Origin of the sequence: Pseudomonas sp. NFACC46-3, assembly GCF_900114515.1 — a bacterium.
Classification (GTDB): Bacteria; Pseudomonadota; Gammaproteobacteria; order Pseudomonadales; family Pseudomonadaceae; genus Aquipseudomonas; species Aquipseudomonas fluorescens_Q.
In genome coordinates this window covers 170,419-186,500 of the sequence record NZ_FOTH01000005.1, presented here as the reverse complement: position 1 = coordinate 186,500, position 16,082 = coordinate 170,419, and the positions used below count along the sequence as shown (strand labels likewise).

Annotated in this window: 16 protein-coding genes; 5 read left to right on the top strand and 11 right to left on the bottom strand. The window is 64.1% G+C overall.

The window, feature by feature from the left end; genetic code table 11:
• Position 1 precedes the first annotated feature (1 nt).
• Complete coding sequence (locus BM300_RS08695) at positions 2–1,867, bottom strand: sigma-54-dependent Fis family transcriptional regulator (protein WP_092347834.1); 1,866 nt, start codon at positions 1,865–1,867, stop codon at positions 2–4.
• A 343-nt stretch (positions 1,868–2,210) separates the two neighbouring features.
• On the opposite strand from BM300_RS08695, the gene BM300_RS08690 reads away from it, so the two are divergent.
• The 5 genes from BM300_RS08690 (at position 2,211) to BM300_RS08670 (ending at position 7,579) form a co-directional block, all read left to right on the top strand.
• Positions 2,211–3,284 (top strand): ATP-NAD kinase family protein, encoded by a 1,074-nt coding sequence (locus BM300_RS08690; RefSeq protein ID WP_092347837.1) that lies wholly within the window; start codon positions 2,211–2,213, stop codon positions 3,282–3,284.
• Between the two features lie 2 nt (positions 3,285–3,286).
• Positions 3,287–4,264 (top strand): thiamine pyrophosphate-dependent dehydrogenase E1 component subunit alpha, encoded by a 978-nt coding sequence (locus BM300_RS08685; protein ID WP_063320801.1) that lies wholly within the window; start codon positions 3,287–3,289, stop codon positions 4,262–4,264.
• Between the two features lie 36 nt (positions 4,265–4,300).
• The gene (locus BM300_RS08680) at positions 4,301–5,317 is read left to right on the top strand and encodes an alpha-ketoacid dehydrogenase subunit beta (protein ID WP_014339122.1); all 1,017 of its coding nucleotides are present in this window, start codon (positions 4,301–4,303) and stop codon (positions 5,315–5,317) included.
• The gene (locus BM300_RS08675; RefSeq protein WP_092225197.1) at positions 5,317–6,429 is read left to right on the top strand and encodes an acetoin dehydrogenase dihydrolipoyllysine-residue acetyltransferase subunit; all 1,113 of its coding nucleotides are present in this window, start codon (positions 5,317–5,319) and stop codon (positions 6,427–6,429) included. The genes BM300_RS08680 and BM300_RS08675 overlap by 1 nt, the downstream gene beginning before the upstream one ends.
• Positions 6,430–6,514: 85 nt before the next feature.
• On the top strand, positions 6,515–7,579 hold the full coding sequence (locus BM300_RS08670; protein ID WP_225917632.1) for a 2,3-butanediol dehydrogenase: 1,065 nt from the start codon (positions 6,515–6,517) through the stop codon (positions 7,577–7,579).
• A gap of 52 nt (positions 7,580–7,631) precedes the next feature.
• Here the strand turns inward: BM300_RS08670 and BM300_RS08665 are convergent, their stop codons facing one another.
• The 10 genes from BM300_RS08665 to BM300_RS08620 form a co-directional block, all read right to left on the bottom strand.
• On the bottom strand, positions 7,632–8,135 hold the full coding sequence (locus BM300_RS08665; protein WP_092145834.1) for a DUF6644 family protein: 504 nt from the start codon (positions 8,133–8,135) through the stop codon (positions 7,632–7,634).
• Positions 8,135–8,485 carry a DUF6152 family protein gene (locus BM300_RS08660; RefSeq protein WP_092462546.1) on the bottom strand — a complete coding sequence of 117 codons (351 nt, stop codon included), beginning with the start codon at positions 8,483–8,485 and terminating at the stop codon, positions 8,135–8,137. Before BM300_RS08660 ends, BM300_RS08665 begins: the two co-directional genes overlap by 1 nt.
• A gap of 25 nt (positions 8,486–8,510) precedes the next feature.
• On the bottom strand, positions 8,511–9,065 hold the full coding sequence (locus BM300_RS08655) for a DinB family protein (protein WP_092462544.1): 555 nt from the start codon (positions 9,063–9,065) through the stop codon (positions 8,511–8,513).
• Between the two features lie 137 nt (positions 9,066–9,202).
• A complete protein-coding gene (locus BM300_RS08650) occupies positions 9,203–10,120 on the bottom strand; it encodes a dihydrodipicolinate synthase family protein (protein WP_063320805.1) in 918 nt (305 codons plus the stop codon).
• A 167-nt stretch (positions 10,121–10,287) separates the two neighbouring features.
• Positions 10,288–11,316, bottom strand: a complete 1,029-nt coding sequence (locus tag BM300_RS08645) for a trans-3-hydroxy-L-proline dehydratase (protein WP_092145828.1) — start codon at positions 11,314–11,316, stop codon at positions 10,288–10,290.
• Between the two features lie 108 nt (positions 11,317–11,424).
• Positions 11,425–12,147 (bottom strand): amino acid ABC transporter ATP-binding protein, encoded by a 723-nt coding sequence (locus BM300_RS08640; protein WP_063320807.1) that lies wholly within the window; start codon positions 12,145–12,147, stop codon positions 11,425–11,427.
• A complete protein-coding gene (locus tag BM300_RS08635; RefSeq protein ID WP_092462541.1) occupies positions 12,140–12,790 on the bottom strand; it encodes an amino acid ABC transporter permease in 651 nt (216 codons plus the stop codon). Before BM300_RS08635 ends, BM300_RS08640 begins: the two co-directional genes overlap by 8 nt.
• Before the next feature lie 12 nt (positions 12,791–12,802).
• The gene (locus BM300_RS08630) at positions 12,803–13,468 is read right to left on the bottom strand and encodes an amino acid ABC transporter permease (RefSeq protein WP_060742046.1); all 666 of its coding nucleotides are present in this window, start codon (positions 13,466–13,468) and stop codon (positions 12,803–12,805) included.
• Positions 13,461–15,236: a cis-3-hydroxy-L-proline dehydratase gene (locus BM300_RS08625; protein WP_092462539.1), complete on the bottom strand. Its 1,776-nt coding sequence runs from the start codon at positions 15,234–15,236 to the stop codon at positions 13,461–13,463. The genes BM300_RS08630 and BM300_RS08625 overlap by 8 nt, the downstream gene beginning before the upstream one ends.
• Positions 15,237–15,246: 10 nt before the next feature.
• Complete coding sequence (locus BM300_RS08620; protein WP_092145822.1) at positions 15,247–16,065, bottom strand: ABC transporter substrate-binding protein; 819 nt, start codon at positions 16,063–16,065, stop codon at positions 15,247–15,249.
• Positions 16,066–16,082: the final 17 nt, after the last annotated feature.

Genomic DNA, 16,082 nt, shown 5'->3' with positions numbered 1-16,082 from the left:
CTCAGGCCGGGCTGCGGCCCGGCATTTCGATGCCATGCAGGTTTACCCGTCGATACAGGGTCGCCCGGGAAATGCCCAGGGCCCGGGCAGCAGCGGTGGGTTTCCAGCGGTGGCGCACCAAGGCATCGAGCAGTGCCTGGCGTTCCGGGCTGGCGCTCGGCTCCGGCCCGTGATCGGCGGCGTCCGTGTGGTGCATTGACTCGGGCAGGTGGCTGAGTTGGACCACGCTGGCTTCGCACACCGCGCACGCATAGCGCAGCACATGGCGCAACTGGCGCACATTGCCCGGCCAGTGATAACCGAGCAGGCATTCCAGCGCCGCGCCGCTCAGTTGCACTGTTGCCCCGCAGAGCGCCGACTCCTCGGCGAGAATTCGATTGATCAACGCCAGCCGATCGCTGCGTTCGCGCAACGGTGGTAGCTGGAAACGCGCACCACCGAGGCGGAAATACAAATCCTCACGAAATTCGCCAGCGGCCACCAGGGTCTCCAGGTCGCGGTGAGTGGCGCAGATCACCTGGATGTCCACGGCCTTGCGGCGGGAGGCGCCCAGTGGCGCCACTTCACCCTCGGCCAATACGCGTAGCAGGCGGGTCTGCAAGGCCAGGGGCATGTCACCGATCTCATCGAGGAACAAGGTGCCGCCATCGGCCTGTTGCAGCAGGCCCTGCATGCCTTTGGCCGAGGCGCCGGTGAAGGCGCCGGCGACGTAGCCGAACAATTCGCTTTCGATCAGGCTTTCGGGAATAGCGGCGCAATTCAACGCCACGAAAGGGCGATCACGGCGCTGGCTGGCCTGGTGCAACTGCCGGGCGAATACTTCCTTGCCGGAACCGGTTTCGCCCTGGATCAGCACCGGCAGGTTGCGATCCTTGACCCGCACCGCCAGGCGCAGGCTGTCGGCCAGGCGTGGATCGATTTCCAACGGGGTCATCGCCACCCGCGAACGTGAACTGGCCCGCTGGCGTGGCGCGCTCAAGCGCCCGTGCATGGTGTGATCGAGCGAGCAGAGGCTTTCGTCCCGGGCACGGTGCAGCAACTGCTGGTCGAACACCTGGCCGATGTGTTGCGGCAACTGCCCGTAATGCTGCAGCAGGTATTGGCGGGCGGCCGGGTTCAGGGCTTGCAGGCAACCGTCGTCGTCCCAGGCGAACAGGAAGTCCGGCTGGCTGTCGACGTAGCCGGCGTTGCGATGGGCCCGCAGCACCCAGTAACCCTGGGCGCTGCTCATGAAAAACGCCTGTTCGATCTCCCGGGCGCTCTGCACCACCATTTGCCGGATCAGGTGCTGCGAGCGCCGATCATCCGGCGAGCGCACCGCCGAGACGTCCAGCACCCCGAGCAATTCTCCCTGGGGGTCGAAGACCGGTGCGGCGGAGCAGGTCAGGCCAATGAACGCCGCCCGGAAATGGTCGCGCTTGTGCACCGTCACCGGGGCCTTGGCCGTGAGCACTGCCGCCACGCCGCAGGTGCCTTCCTCGCCCTCCGACCAACAGGTGCCCAGGTACAGCCCGGCCTTGCGGCAGTCATTGCGAATCGTGGTTTCCACCCGATAGTCGATGGTCTGGCCCTGGGCATCGGTCAACAGCACGCAGTAGTCGGCATCGCGGACCCGGCCATGGAGGCGGGCCACTTCTTCGCTGGCGATATTGAGGAACAGCTCGGAGCGCTCGCGGCATTGCTTGAGCACGTCCTGGGAGAGGATGCGCGGACCCTGCAGCGAACCGGGGTCCAGGTGATGTTGCTCCAGGGAGCGACGCCAGGAGTCGAGGATCAGGTCCGGGACCGGCAGTTGTGGCAATTGGTTCGCGTTTTTCACCACGCGGCTGACGCAATCCACGTGCGCCCGGGAATGAGCGGAAAGCATAGGGGCCTCCGATTCAGCTTCTTATCGTTGTGCGCACATTAAGCGCCGTTCGCCGGGTGCAGACAAGCTCGACGGGTTCTTCGGGTGGTGTGAGACGCCACGTCTCAGGGTCTCGCCGCAACCTCGTGCAGCCTGACATGGAGCGTCTCACCGGGGCTTGGTTCGCGTCATCGAAAATCCCATGAAGGGCCGCTCTGGCCCGGGCTTTGAGCCGGTTTTTTTCACAACTGGCACCACCCTTGCTCTACCCCTGGAGCCCGCTCGACGGGTCATCCAATAATAACAACGAGGTGTCTATGGTTTCCTGCCCAGGCCGTGTGCCTGCTCTCTCCACGGTGGCGTCATGAGTCGCCGGCCATTGACCGTGGGCATCATCGCCAATCCCGCATCGGGCCGTGACGTGCGGCGCCTGACCGCCAATGCCGGGCTGTTTTCCAGCACTGACAAGGTCTCGGTGATCCAGCGCTTGCTGGCCGCTTTCGGCGCCACTGGCGTCGAACAGGTGTTGATGCCCACCGACATGATTGGCATGGCCGCCGCCGTGCTGAAGAACAGCCACAGCCGCCAGGCTCGCAGCAGCCACTGGCCGGCCCTGGAGTTCCTCGACCTGACCTTGCGCCAGACCGTCGAAGACACCCGTCGGGCCGCACGCCTGATGGCCGAGCGCGAGGTGGCGTTGATCGCCGTACTTGGCGGCGACGGCACCCACAAGGCGGTGGCCGCCGAAGTGGGGGACATCCCATTGCTGACCCTGTCCACCGGCACTAACAACGCCTTTCCCGAACTGCGCGAGGCCACCAGTGCCGGCCTGGCCGGAGGGTTGTACGCCAGTGGCCGAATCCCGGACTCGATCGGCTTGCGCCGCAACAAGCGCTTGTTGGTCTGTGATGCCGGACGTGGCCTGCGCGAAGTCGCCCTGGTGGACGTCGCCGTGTCGTCGCTGCGGTTTGTCGGCGCCCGGGCCATCAGTCGGGCACAGGACCTGGCCGAAGTCTTCGTGACCTTCGCCGAACCGCAATCCATTGGCCTGTCGGCGCTGTGCGGCTTGTGGTTTCCGGTTTCACGCCAGGCCCCGGGTGGCGCCTGGATGCGCCTGGACCCGCAATCCCCCGAAGCGCTGCTGGTGCCGCTCGCGCCGGGGCTGTTGCAGGGCTGTGGCGTGCTCGCCGCCGGCCCCCTGGAACCCGGTGTCGCCCATGGCCTGTCGCTCTCCAGCGGCACTCTGGCCCTGGACGGCGAGCGGGAAATCGAATTCAACGCGCAGGACCGGCCCACGGTCACCCTCGATGCCGGCGGGCCGCTGAGCATCGACGTCAATGCGGCGCTGGCCTACGCCGCGCAACACCGTTTGCTGGCCATCGGCCGCGAACACCCGCAACACCCTCTGAATCTTCAAGAAGACACCCCAGGAGAATAAAAATGTCGACACCGCTCACCCACGATCAACTGCTGCACGCCTACCAGGTGATGCGCACCATCCGCGCCTTCGAAGAGCGCCTGCACGTGGAGTTCGCTACCGGCGAAATTCCCGGTTTCGTCCACCTCTATGCCGGCGAAGAAGCCTCGGCCGCCGGCGTCATGGCCCACCTGGGTGATGACGATTGCATCGCGTCCAACCACCGTGGTCACGGCCATTGCATCGCCAAGGGCGTGGACGTCTACGGGATGATGGCCGAGATCTACGGCAAGAAAACCGGCGTCTGCCAAGGCAAGGGCGGCTCGATGCACATCGCCGATTTCGAGAAAGGCATGCTCGGCGCCAATGGCATTGTCGGAGCCGGCGCGCCCCTGGTGGTCGGCGCGGCTTTGGCGGCCCGGCTCAAGGGCACCGACAGCGTCGCCGTGGTGTTTTTCGGCGACGGTGGCTCCAACGAGGGCGCGGTGTTCGAAGCCATGAACATGGCCTCGGTGTGGAACCTGCCGTGCCTGTTCATCGCCGAAAACAATGGCTACGCCGAAGCCACCGCCTCCAATTGGTCAGTGGCCTGCGATCACATCGCCGACCGCGCCGCCGGGTTCGGCATGCCCGGAGTGACGGTGGATGGCTTTGACTTCTTTGCCGTGCATGAAGCCGCCGGGGCCGCCGTCGAACGCGCCCGTGCCGGGGAAGGGCCGTCGCTGATCGAGGTCAAGCTGACCCGCTACTACGGCCACTTCGAGGGCGACGCTCAAACCTATCGGGCGCCCGACGAGGTCAAGCATTTTCGCGAGAACCAGGACTGCCTGATGCAGTTCCGCGAGCGCACCACTCGGGCCGGCTTGCTCACCGTCGAGCAGTTGGACCAGATCGACAAGGAGGTGGACATGCTGATTGAAAACGCCGTGTACAAGGCCAAGTCCGATCCCAAGCCCTCCGCGGCGGACCTGCTGACCGACGTCTACGTCAGCTATCCCTGAACGCCCCCCTGAATAACAACAATAGAGAATCCCATCATGGCGAGAAAAATCAGCTATCAGCAGGCAATCAACGAGGCCTTGGCCCAGGAAATGCGCCGCGACTCCAGCGTCTTCATCATGGGTGAGGACGTGGCCGGTGGCGCCGGCGCACCCGGTGAAAACGACGCCTGGGGCGGCGTGCTCGGCGTTACCAAGGGGCTTTACGACCAGTTCCCCGGACGCGTGCTGGACACGCCGCTGTCGGAAATCGGTTACGTCGGCGCGGCGGTCGGGGCCGCCACCTGCGGCGTGCGCCCGGTGTGCGAACTGATGTTCGTCGACTTTGCCGGGTGCTGCCTGGACCAGATCCTCAACCAGGCGGCGAAGTTTCGCTACATGTTCGGCGGCAAGGCCTCCACGCCCCTGGTGATCCGCACCATGGTTGGCGCCGGCCTGCGCGCCGCCGCCCAGCATTCGCAGATGCTCACGTCCTTGTGGACGCACATTCCGGGACTGAAAGTAGTGTGCCCATCGTCGCCTTACGACGCCAAGGGCCTGCTGATCCAGGCGATCCGCGACAACGACCCGGTGATCTTCTGCGAGCACAAATTGCTCTACAGCATGCAGGGCGAGGTGCCGGAAGAGCTCTACACCATCCCCTTTGGCGAGGCCAATTTCCTGCGCGACGGCAAGGACGTGACCCTCGTGTCCTACGGGCGCACCGTCAACACCGCCATGGACGCCGCGCGGAGCCTGGCCGGGCGTGGCATCGACTGCGAAGTCATCGACCTGCGCACCACCAGCCCGCTGGACGAGGACAGCATCCTCGAAAGTGTCGAGAAGACCGGGCGCCTGGTGGTGATCGATGAGGCCAACCCACGCTGTTCCATGGCCACCGATATTTCGGCGCTGGTGGCGCAGAAAGCCTTTGGCGCGCTCAAGGCGCCGATTGAAATGGTCACCGCGCCGCACACCCCGGTGCCGTTCTCCGATTCGCTGGAAGACCTGTACATCCCTGACGCGGCGAAGATCGAACAAGCCGTGCTCAACGTGATCGAGTGGAGCAAGCGCTGATGAGCCAGATTCATACCTTGACCATGCCCAAGTGGGGCCTGTCGATGACCGAGGGCCGGGTCGATGCCTGGCTCAAGGAGGAGGGCCAGGCCATCACCAAGGGCGATGAAGTGATGGACGTCGAGACCGACAAGATCTCCAGCAGTGTCGAAGCGCCGTTTTCCGGAGTCCTGCGCCGCCAGATCGCCCGGCAGGACGAAACCCTGGCGGTCGGCGCCTTGCTCGGCATCGTGGTCGACGGCGAAGCCAGCGATGCCGAGATCGACGCGGTCATCGAACAGTTCCAATCGACCTTTGTGCCCGGCGATGCGGCCGACGAAGACAGTGGGCCGAAACCGCAGAAAGTCGAATTGGATGGCCGCTTGATCCGCTATTTCGAGCGCGGCGAGGGCGGTACGCCGTTGTTGCTGGTGCATGGTTTCGGCGGCGACTTGAACAACTGGTTGTTCAACCATGAGGCGTTGGCGGCCGGGCGCCGGGTCATTGCGCTGGACCTGCCGGGCCATGGTGAGTCCGGCAAGGTCTTGCAACGGGGCGATCTGGATGAGTTGAGCGGCGTGGTGCTGGCCTTGCTCGATCACCTGGACATCAACGCTGTGCACCTCGTCGGGCATTCCATGGGCGGCGCCGTGTCGCTGAACACGGCACGGCTGGCGCCCCGGCGGGTGCGTTCCCTGACCTTGATCGGCAGCGCCGGGCTGGGTTCGGAGATCAACGGCAGCTACCTGCAAGGTTTTGTCGAAGCGGCCAACCGCAACGCCCTCAAGCCGCAACTGGTGCAACTGTTTTCCAATGCCGAACTGGTCAACCGGCAAATGCTTGACGACATGCTCAAGTACAAGCGCCTGGAGGGTGTGGACGCCGCGTTGCAACAGCTGTCCTCGAGGTTATTCGCCGATGGCCGCCAGCAAACCGACCTGCGCGAAGTGGTACAGGCCGGCCAGGTGCCGACCCTGGTGGTCTGGGGCAGCGACGACGCGATCATTCCAGTGACCCACAGCGAAGGATTGAGCGCACAGGTCGAGGTGCTGCCCGGTCAGGGTCACATGGTGCAGATGGAAGCGGCCGAACAGGTCAACTCGTTGATCCTGGCATTCATTGAGCAGCACTGATCAAGCGGGCGGCGAGGTGATTCGTCGCCCCAACAAAACTTCTGGAGGCAACGTCATGAACGTTTCAATCAAGCCGACCCGCAGCATGCGCGCCGCTGTCTGGCATGGCCGCAACGACATCCGCGTCGAAGACGTGCCACTGCCGGTTTCGCCGCCCGCCGGTTGGGTGCAGATCCGCGTGCAATGGTGCGGCATCTGCGGCTCCGACCTGCATGAATACGTGGCCGGGCCGGTGTTCATCCCGGTGGACGCGCCACACCCGCTGACCGGGATCAAGGGCCAGTGCATCCTCGGTCATGAGTTCTGCGGCGAGATCGTCGAACTGGGCGCCGGTGTCGAAGGCTTCAGTGTCGGTGAACCGGTGGCGGCGGACGCCTGCCAGCACTGCGGCACCTGCTATTACTGCACCCACGGCCTCTACAACATTTGCGAGAACCTGGCCTTCACCGGGCTGATGAACAACGGTGCGTTCGCGGAACTGGTCAACGTGCCAGCCAACCTGCTTTACAAACTGCCCGCCGATTTCCCGGCCGAGGCCGGCGCGCTGATCGAGCCGTTGGCGGTGGGCATGCATGCGGTGAAAAAAGCCGGGAGCCTGCTGGGCCAGAACGTCGTGGTGGTCGGCGCCGGGACCATCGGCCTGTGCACCATCATGTGCGCCAAGGCCGCCGGGGCGGCCCAGGTGATCGCCCTGGAAATGTCCGGTGCCCGCAAGGCCAAGGCCCTGGAAGTCGGGGCCAGTCATGTGATCGATCCGAACGAATGCGACGCCCTGGCCGAAGTCCGCCGCCTGACCGGTGGCCTGGGGGCCGATGTCAGTTTCGAGTGCATCGGCAACAAGCACACCGCCAAACTGGCCATCGACCTGATCCGCAAGGCCGGCAAATGTGTGTTGGTGGGCATTTTCGAGGAACCGAGCGAGTTCAACTTCTTTGAACTGGTCTCCACCGAGAAGCAAGTGCTTGGCGCGCTGGCTTACAACGGTGAGTTCGCCGATGTGATTGCCTTCATCGCCGACGGACGCCTGGACATCTCGCCGCTGGTGACCGGGCGCATCCAGTTGGAGGAGATCGTCGGGCAGGGCTTCGAGGAACTGGTGAACAACAAGGAACACAACGTGAAGATCATCGTGTCTCCTGCACGGATCTGAGAGCGCCCGGGTGGGCGATTTGGCGATGGCCGGCAGCGGCCATCGCATTTTTTCAGGTATAAGCCAGCAGGCGGCCGCAGCAGATCACCGCGATCCATAGCGCCATCGACACCAGCGCCTGGATTTTGGCCAGGCCGGGTGCCTTGTGGCCGATATTCCATTGCTGGACGCCGCGGTAGGTTCCAACGTGGAACACCAGGGCGTTGAGGCCCGCCGTCGCGATCAGGCAGAGCTTGAGGACGAAGACGTCGTTGCCGGCAAAATCATGGGGGTGCGCGCTGAACATCATCAGCCCGGCAGGCACGATCAGCAGCAGGGCCGCAATGGCCCAGGTCAGCAGATGACGGGCCAGGGCAGTCACGGCGATGCCCTTGGATAGCCCCAGGATACGCAGGTCGAACATCACCACCGCGCCCACCAGCACCGAAAAGCCGATGATGTGCACGACTTCCACCAGCGGGTAGAGCCACAGCTCGCTGCGCATGGCCAGCGCCAGGGATGAATCCCCCAGTTGGTCCATCCAGCCTTGGGTCGCGCCAGCCTGGGAGGCCTGCATCAGCGCAACTCGGTGGTCTTGTCGTCGATGGTGATGCGTTCGGCGCGCAATTCGTCGGGTTTGTTGCGGTTTGTATAGCCGACCACGGTGGCCCGGTTACCCGCTTTGAGCATGTCTTTGGTCAGGCCCCGATTCTCCATGCGTGACGGCGGGGCCAGCACGACGGTCCAGGTTTTGTCGGTGGTCTGCAGGCGCACGTAGCCATGGGGATGGGAGTAACCGGCTTCCTTGATGGTGCCGTCGAGTTCCAAGGGGGTGCTGGCGTCGTATTCACTCCAGCCGTGGTGAGCGAGTGCTGCCGTGGCCATCAGCATTGACGCCAAACCGATGCAACGAAGGATAACGTTCATGGCAAGGTTTCCTTTTGGGGGCGGTTCAACCAGACACGTAATTGCGCCAGACCCGCCGTTCATCGAGTTGAAGCCGCTGTTCCTCGTCCTTGCGCAACGGTCGGTCGCAGTCGAGAAAGAACTCATCGAGTTGTGGCGGCTCGACGTGGGTGGCGCTGAGCATGGTGTGGACCTGCCCACGATGATGGATCTGATGTTCGAACAGGTGCAACAGCAGCCGGTCGATTCGTTCGCGCACGACACCGTCGGCCCGCACCAGGTCGACGCAGCGGGCGAGGTCTGTTTCCCGCAGGGCTTCGCAGAACGCCACCAGCCGCTGGTCGGTTTGGGTTTGGCTTTGCTTCAGTTGGGCAAAGGCCAGGGTTTCAGAAAAGTCCTTTATCTGGCCGTCCCGGTCGCCTTCCAGAGCGGTGAGGTAATAACGGTCCACTTCCAGGATGTGGCACAGCGTGGCTTGGATGGACGGGAAGAACCCCGTGCGCGGCGCCGTGTAGTCTGCCTCGCTCAGATGCGCGCAGGCGCCGAGCAGTCTGTGGTTGGCCCATCGGTTGTTCAGGGCCTGGGCCAGGAAGTAATTCATGGAAAGCCTCATCGAAACGTTGTGGGAATGAGCTTGCTCGCGAAGAGGGACGGCACATCCAGCATAGCCGGCTCTGGCAGACCGCTACCGCGAGCAAGCCCTCTCCCACAGGGTGGGCTTGCGGGTTAGGCCGGACCTTAAAGCCCCACATCCGGCAACACCGGCCGATTGGCCATGGCCTTGGCCATGATCTGTTCCACGTACAGCCGGTCTTCCTCTGGCAAGGCCAGGCGCGGTGGGCGGGTGAGGGCGCTGCCGCGGCCGGCGATGGCTTCGCACAGCTTGATGCATTGCACCAGATCGGCGCGAGCGTCCAGGTGCAGGATCGGCATCAACCATTCGTAGATCGGCATCGCTTCGGCGAACCGTCCGGCGCGGGCCAGGCGGAAAATGGTCTCGCCTTCCTGCGGGAACACGTTGGACATGCCCGAGACCCAACCTTCGGCTCCCACGGCGAGGCTTTCCAGCACTACGTCATCGAGGCCGGCGAACAGCACGAAGCGGTCGCCGACTTCATTGCGCACGTCGATGAAGCGCCGGGTGTCGCCGGAGGAGTCCTTGAAACACACCACGTTGTCGCAATCGGCCAGGGAAATCAGGATGTCCGGTGTCACGTCATTCTTGTAGATCGGCGGGTTGTTGTAGACCATCAGCGGCACATCGGCATGCCGGGCTACGTAGCGGAAATGCTCGGCGGTCTCGAAGGGCTTGGAGCCATAGACCAGCGCCGGCATCAGCATTACCCCATCGACGCCGACCTTGCGCACTGCGTTGGCAACCTTGGCGGCTTGCACGCTGGTGAACTCGGCCACGCCGCAGATCACCGGCACGCGGCCGCGAGAGGCATCTACCGCGACTTCGGTCACGGCGATTTTTTCCTCGGCGCTTAAGGAGGTGTTTTCCCCCACCGAACCGCAGACCACCAGGCCGGAAACGCCATCACGGATGACGTTGGAAATCACTTGGTGGGTTTTTTCCAGATTGATGGAAAAGTCATCGTTGAATTGGGTGGTGACGGCAGGGAAGACGCCGCTCCAGTTGATGCGTTTGCTCATGGTTGTCTCCGGTGGTTAACGGTATGTGGCGAGGGGATTTATCCCCGTTGGGCCGCGAAGCGGTCCTGAAATCTGGCGACTCGGTGTATCAGTAGGAACCAGGGGGCTGCTTCGCAGCCCAACGGGGATAAATCCCCTCGCCACAGGGGTGTGTGCAAGTTGAAAGATCATGCGCCAGGCCAGGTGTCCGAAAGCCGATAGCCCTGGGGCCACGGATCGGCCGGGTCGAGCAACAGCTGATGGGTCCCGGTGATCCACGCCCGCCCGGCGATGCACGGGTAGATCGCCGGGCGTCCGGCCACGTCGGTCAAAGAGTCGATGCGGCAGTGGAATTCGGAGCCGATGATCGAGCGGCCGATAAAACGCTCGCCGACCTGCATCAAGCCCTTGGCGTGCAGCACCGCCATACGTGCCGAGCAACCGGTGCCGGTGGGAGAACGGTCGATCTTGCCGGGCTGGATCACCACGGCATTGGCGCCGGTGGCGATGCCGTTTTCCTGGACGATGGGCGCGGCGATCTGGCAGAACGAGATGTGCGACCAGTCGGGGTTCAGCGGATGCACGAAGCCCAATTGTTCGTTGGCGGCGCGGGTGATCTTCAAGCCCACGGCCACCAGCTCGGCGGCCTCAAAGGGGCGAATGGCAAAGCCCAGGCGCTGGGCGTCGACGATGACGAAGCTGTCGCCGCCGTAGGCGGTGTCCACCTGCAACGAGCCCAACCCCTCGACTTCGATCCAGGCATCGAGGCGGTCGGCGAAGGAGGGCACGTTCTTGATCTCGACCCGTTGCACCTTGCCGTCGCGGCAGTCGGCCACCGCTTCGATCAGGCCGCCGGGTGCTTCCAGCACCAGTCGGGTCTGGGGTTCGGTCATTGGCAGGATGCCGCTGTCCAGCAACACGGTGGCGACGCACAGCGAGTTGGAGCCGGACATCGGCGGGGTATCGGCCGGCTCCATGATGATCCACGCCATCTGCGCCCGCGGGTCCTTGGCCGGCACCAGCAGGTTGACGTGGCGGAACACGCCGCCACGGGGCTCGTTGAGGACAAAGTTGCGCAGGGTCTGGTCCTGGGCGATCCAGCGTGACTGTTCCCACACGGTGGCACCGGGTGGTGGGGCGACGCCGCCGACGATCACATCGCCGACTTCGCCTTCGGCGTGGCAACTGACTACATGGATGATTTTTGATGAGCGCATGGATCAAATCCTTGTGTTGTCTGGCCGGGCCTCATCGCGGGCCAGCTCGCCCCCACATTGAAATGCGGTCCCCTGTGGGAGCGAGCTTGTTCGCGATAGGGCCATCCGTTATTTCACCGACTTGAGAAACGCCGCCGTCTCCGGCTGCATCGGGTTGCCAATCACCTGGTCCGGCGGCCCGATTTCATGGACCCGGCCATTGCAAAAGAACGCCACGCGGTCGGACACGTCCCGGGCGAAGCGGATCTCGTGGGTCACCAGCACCATGGTCATGCCGTCTTCGGCGAGCATGCGCATGGTGTCCAGCACTTCACCCACCAGTTGCGGGTCCAGGGCCGAGGTGGCTTCGTCGAAGAGCATGTAGTCCGGTGACATCGCCAGCGCCCGGGCGATGGCCATGCGTTGCTGCTGGCCGCCGGAAAGCTTGCCTGGGAAGGCCTTGAGCTTGTCCCCCAGGCCCACATGCTCAAGCTGTTGCACCGCCAGTGCTTCGGCGTCCTGCTTGCTTTTGCCCAACACCTTGCGCGGCGCCAGCATCACGTTCTCCAGCACGGTCAGGTGAGGGAAGGCGTTCCATTGCTGGAAGACGATGCCGATCTTCTGCCGCAGGCGATTGAGGTCGGTGGCGCGGTCATGGACCTCGATGCCGTCCACGCGAATGTTGCCTTTCTGGATCGGTTCCAGGCCGTTGATGCACATCAGCAGGGTCGACTTACCGGAGCCGGAACCGCCGATGATCGACACCACTTCGCCCTTGTCCACCGTCAGGCTCACACCCTTGACCACTTCCAGGTCACCGAAGGATTTGTGCACGTTTTCGATCTCAATCATTTTCCTGCCACCTTCTTTCCAGGCGTGCGCCAAAGCGGGCGACCACCAGGCTCATGACGTAGTAAATGAGGCCCGCGATGCACAGCACCAGCAGGGGTTCCTGAATGCGCGTGACGATGGTTTGCGATGCCCGCAGCAATTCGACGATGCCGATCCACATCACCAGCGCGGTGTCTTTCATCACGCCCAGCACCAGGTTCAGCCAGCCGGGAAACGCCACCCGCGTGGCAATCGGCAGGACGATGAACCGCAGGTCCTGCACATAGCTCAGGCCCAGTGACCGACTGGCTCGACGGGTGCTCAACGGCACCGCCAGCACGCCACCGCGGACGATCTCGGTGAAGTAAGCCGCGGCATAGACGCCGAGGACGATGCAACCGACGGCGAAGGCGCTGAGGTTCAGGCCGGCAATGCTCTTGAGCGAGTTGAACAGCACGAACTGGATCAGCAGCGGCACGCTGCGGAACACGTCCAGCAACCAGGCCAACGGCAGGCTGGCCCGTGGCAACAACGCCCGCAACAGACCGAACAGCAACCCGGCCAGGGTGCCCAAAAGGATCGACCAGACGGTCAGTTGCAGCGTGACCCAGGCCCCTTCGAGCAAATACAGCAGGTCGTTAACGCTGAGGCTTGTAGAGAACATGACCCACGCTCCTCAATACCGAAACAGCCGCCAGGACAACAGCCGGGCCAACCCGACGATCAGCTTGGCGATCAGGTAATACAGCACCGCCGCGAGGGCGAAGTATTCGAAGGTGCGGAAGGTCTTGACGTTGTATTCCTGGGTGACACCGGTGAGGTCGTTGTTCAGGCCGACGACCACGCCCAGGGACGTCATCAACACCGCCCAGACCATCTGGTTGGTCAACGGGTAGAACACGATGCGCAACAGTTGCGGGACGATGATCATCCGGTACGCCTGGAAGGCGCTCATCCCCAAGGAGCGGGCGGCGCGCATTTGCGTACCGGGCACGGCCTTGAGACCGCCGCGAAAGTTTTCCGCCAGGTAGCCGGCGTTGTTGAAGGTGATCCCGGCCAGCAAGGCCAGCCAGGAACTGACGTGCAGCCCGAGGGAGCCGAGGCCGAAGTAGAGGATGTAGATCTGGAACAGCGAGGGCGTGTTGCGGGCGATGGACACCCAGCCATTGCCCACGCCCCGCAGCAAGCGATTCGGGGCCTGGCGCATTACCGTCAGCACCAGGGCGATCAGTACGCCGAAAATCATCGACAGCGCAGCGGTCTCGAACGTCACCCAGGCCCCGGCGAGCATGTCGGGCAGGGCGCGCAAGGCCGGGCGCCATTGGAAGCTGTAGTCAAACATGGGGCTGGCTCCCGGTGCGGGTGGGTTGCAGCCACGTCGGCGGCTGGCCGGCGGTTGCGGCGGTACACGCGGCCTCGACGCATTCGGCAAGGGCGGCAAAGTGCACGCCGCGACCGACCAGGCCGGGTGCGTAGTGGGCGTATTTGCCGGAATTGGTCATCAGGGTGGTGGCGTGGGGCGGGATCACCGGTTCGCCCAACATGCACCAGCAGGTGTCGGTCACCAGCACTGCACCGAAGGTCTCGATGGCGGCCAGATACCCGGCTCTGCGCGCCTGTTCCAACACCGTCCGACCGCAGGTGATCGCCAGCACCACATACGGATGCTTGACCCGGCCCGCGCACAAGGTCGCGAGGGTGGCGAATTCACTGAGGGAGAAATGCGGATTGCCCAGGGACACCACGTCCACCCAGTTGTCCCGGGCGCTGTTGAGCTCACGCCAACTGGCAAGCAGGCCTGCGGCATCGACGCTTTCCTGCGCCAAGGTGACGTCGCGCTCCAGGACATCGGCCGGATCAAGGGCTTCGGGCGTCACCCCGGCGATGTGGAACAACGGCGCGGCGCTGGTGGTGGCGAACGCGGCGCCAAAGGCCTTGAGGTCGTCCAGGGTGGGCGCGGCGTGTTCCAGGCCACGTATCAACGGAATGCGCCGGCCCGCCAGGCCGCCGATGTGATAGCCCAGCAGCGGATAGAAACTGTCATCGACGTGACCCAGCGCCGGCACGTCGACGATCAGCCGGGCCTTGCGCGGGTCGTCGAGATGGCAGCCGGTCAACGGCGCTCGCCCGCACAGGGCAATGCAGATATCGAGGAAGTCCGGGTACTTCTGCGTACGCGCGCCCAGCACGCTGTTGGCGTAGACCACGGCGTTGGATTCAGCCCAGACGATTTGTTCGCCGGCCTTTGGCGCGGTGTCCAGCAGGTAGGGGGCGCAGGTGAAACTCAGTTGCGCACCCATCGCCATGTAGGCATCGCCCAAGGCACTGGCCGGCTCGCCCAAGGCCGGATCGACACCCAGTTCCCGCCAGCGCCGCTGGTCCACGGAGATGGAGTTGAGCGTGGTGGGGACGCGAACCTTTGCCCCCCACTGCACCAGTTGCTCGGCAAAGCGCAGGCTGGCTGGACCTGTGTAGATGCAGCCGTCGATGTGGGCCTGGGTCACGTCCAGCAGTTGCGTGGCGCCCTGGATCTCGGCCATGCGCAGCACGATCTGCATCGCCACTTGGGCAGCCTTGCCGTGGGTGCCGTCGAGCAATGCCCGGTCCTGTACGTTCAGCTCCAGGGTTGAGAAAGTGGACGGCTGCGGCGCTGCGTCGGAACCTTGCCAACCGTCGTTTGGGGGCCGGCCAGACAGTGTCAGGACGTCGCCTTCCAGGCGCACGAAACCCTGGCCGCGCAGCCCATTGAAGGCCTCATGCCCCACGCACAGCACCGGCAGCGAGCGTTGGAAAATCACCTGCGCCACCAGCACGCCCAGGGTCAGGATTTCATCGGCTTCGGCGAGCACCAGGGCCGCGGGCGCGTGGCCGTTGCTGATCAGTTCCATCAAGACGCTGCTGCCGGTGCAGGAGCCGCGTCCGCTGGGGATCGCCAGCACGCGCCCCGCCAGGCGCTGACCACTCAAGGGATGGTGGCGGTCGATGACTTCGCCGCTGGCTGGATCGACCCCGCCCCAGAAACTCAGCCCCACCTCGGCGAACAGCAGGGCGCCCTGGGCGGCACCCTCCACCAGGCTGCGGCCTTTCACACGGACAGGCGTGCTTGGCATGCGCCGATCCTCAGTAATAGACCTGGGGAACGGTCAGGTTGGCCGGCGGGATGTCGCTGCCCACCCATTTGACGAACAGTTCCTTGTAGCGACCCGTGCGCACCTGCTGGTTGACGAACAGGTTGAGGTAGTTGAGCAGGCCGTATTCGCTGCGCTTGGCACCGAGGGAAACGTAGTCGATGACGTAGGGCGCGTCACCGGCGATCTTCAGGCCCTTGTACTTGCCCGACTTGATGGTCGCGGCGGCCACGGTGTTGGTTACCACGGTGGCATCGATGTGCCCCTGGGCGACGGCCAGCAAGGTGTCGTTCTGCGACTGGTAGGCGCGGAAGCTGCCGCTGCCCCAACTCTTCTGGTCCTTCTCCAAGGCGATGGCTTCGTAGGTGCTGCTGGTATTGCCCAGGGCTTTGCCCTTGAGGTCGGCGTAGCTGTTGATGCCGGTGTTGTCGCGGGTCAGCACGACCATCTGGAAGGCGAAATAGGGCACGGTCAGGCCCACGGTCTTGGCTCGCTCCAAGGTGTCGGATGTGGAGGCGACGATGACATCGGCGCGACCGGACAGCAGCGCGGGGATTCGGTCGGAGAATGGGGTTTCCACCACTTCGGCATCTACACCGAGGACCTTCGCCAGATCGTTGCAATAGTCCACGTCGAATCCCGCCGGTTTATTGCTTTCGTCGCGAAAGCCCATCGGGGGGAAGTCCAGGGTCACGGCGCAACGCAGCTTGCCGGAGCCGACGATGTCGTCGAGCTTGTCGGCGTGGGCGGGGGCGATGAAAAGCGGGGTGAGGACAACGCTGAGGGCTACGGCCAATGCAGGGTTTTTCATAAATGCCTCGCTGTCGA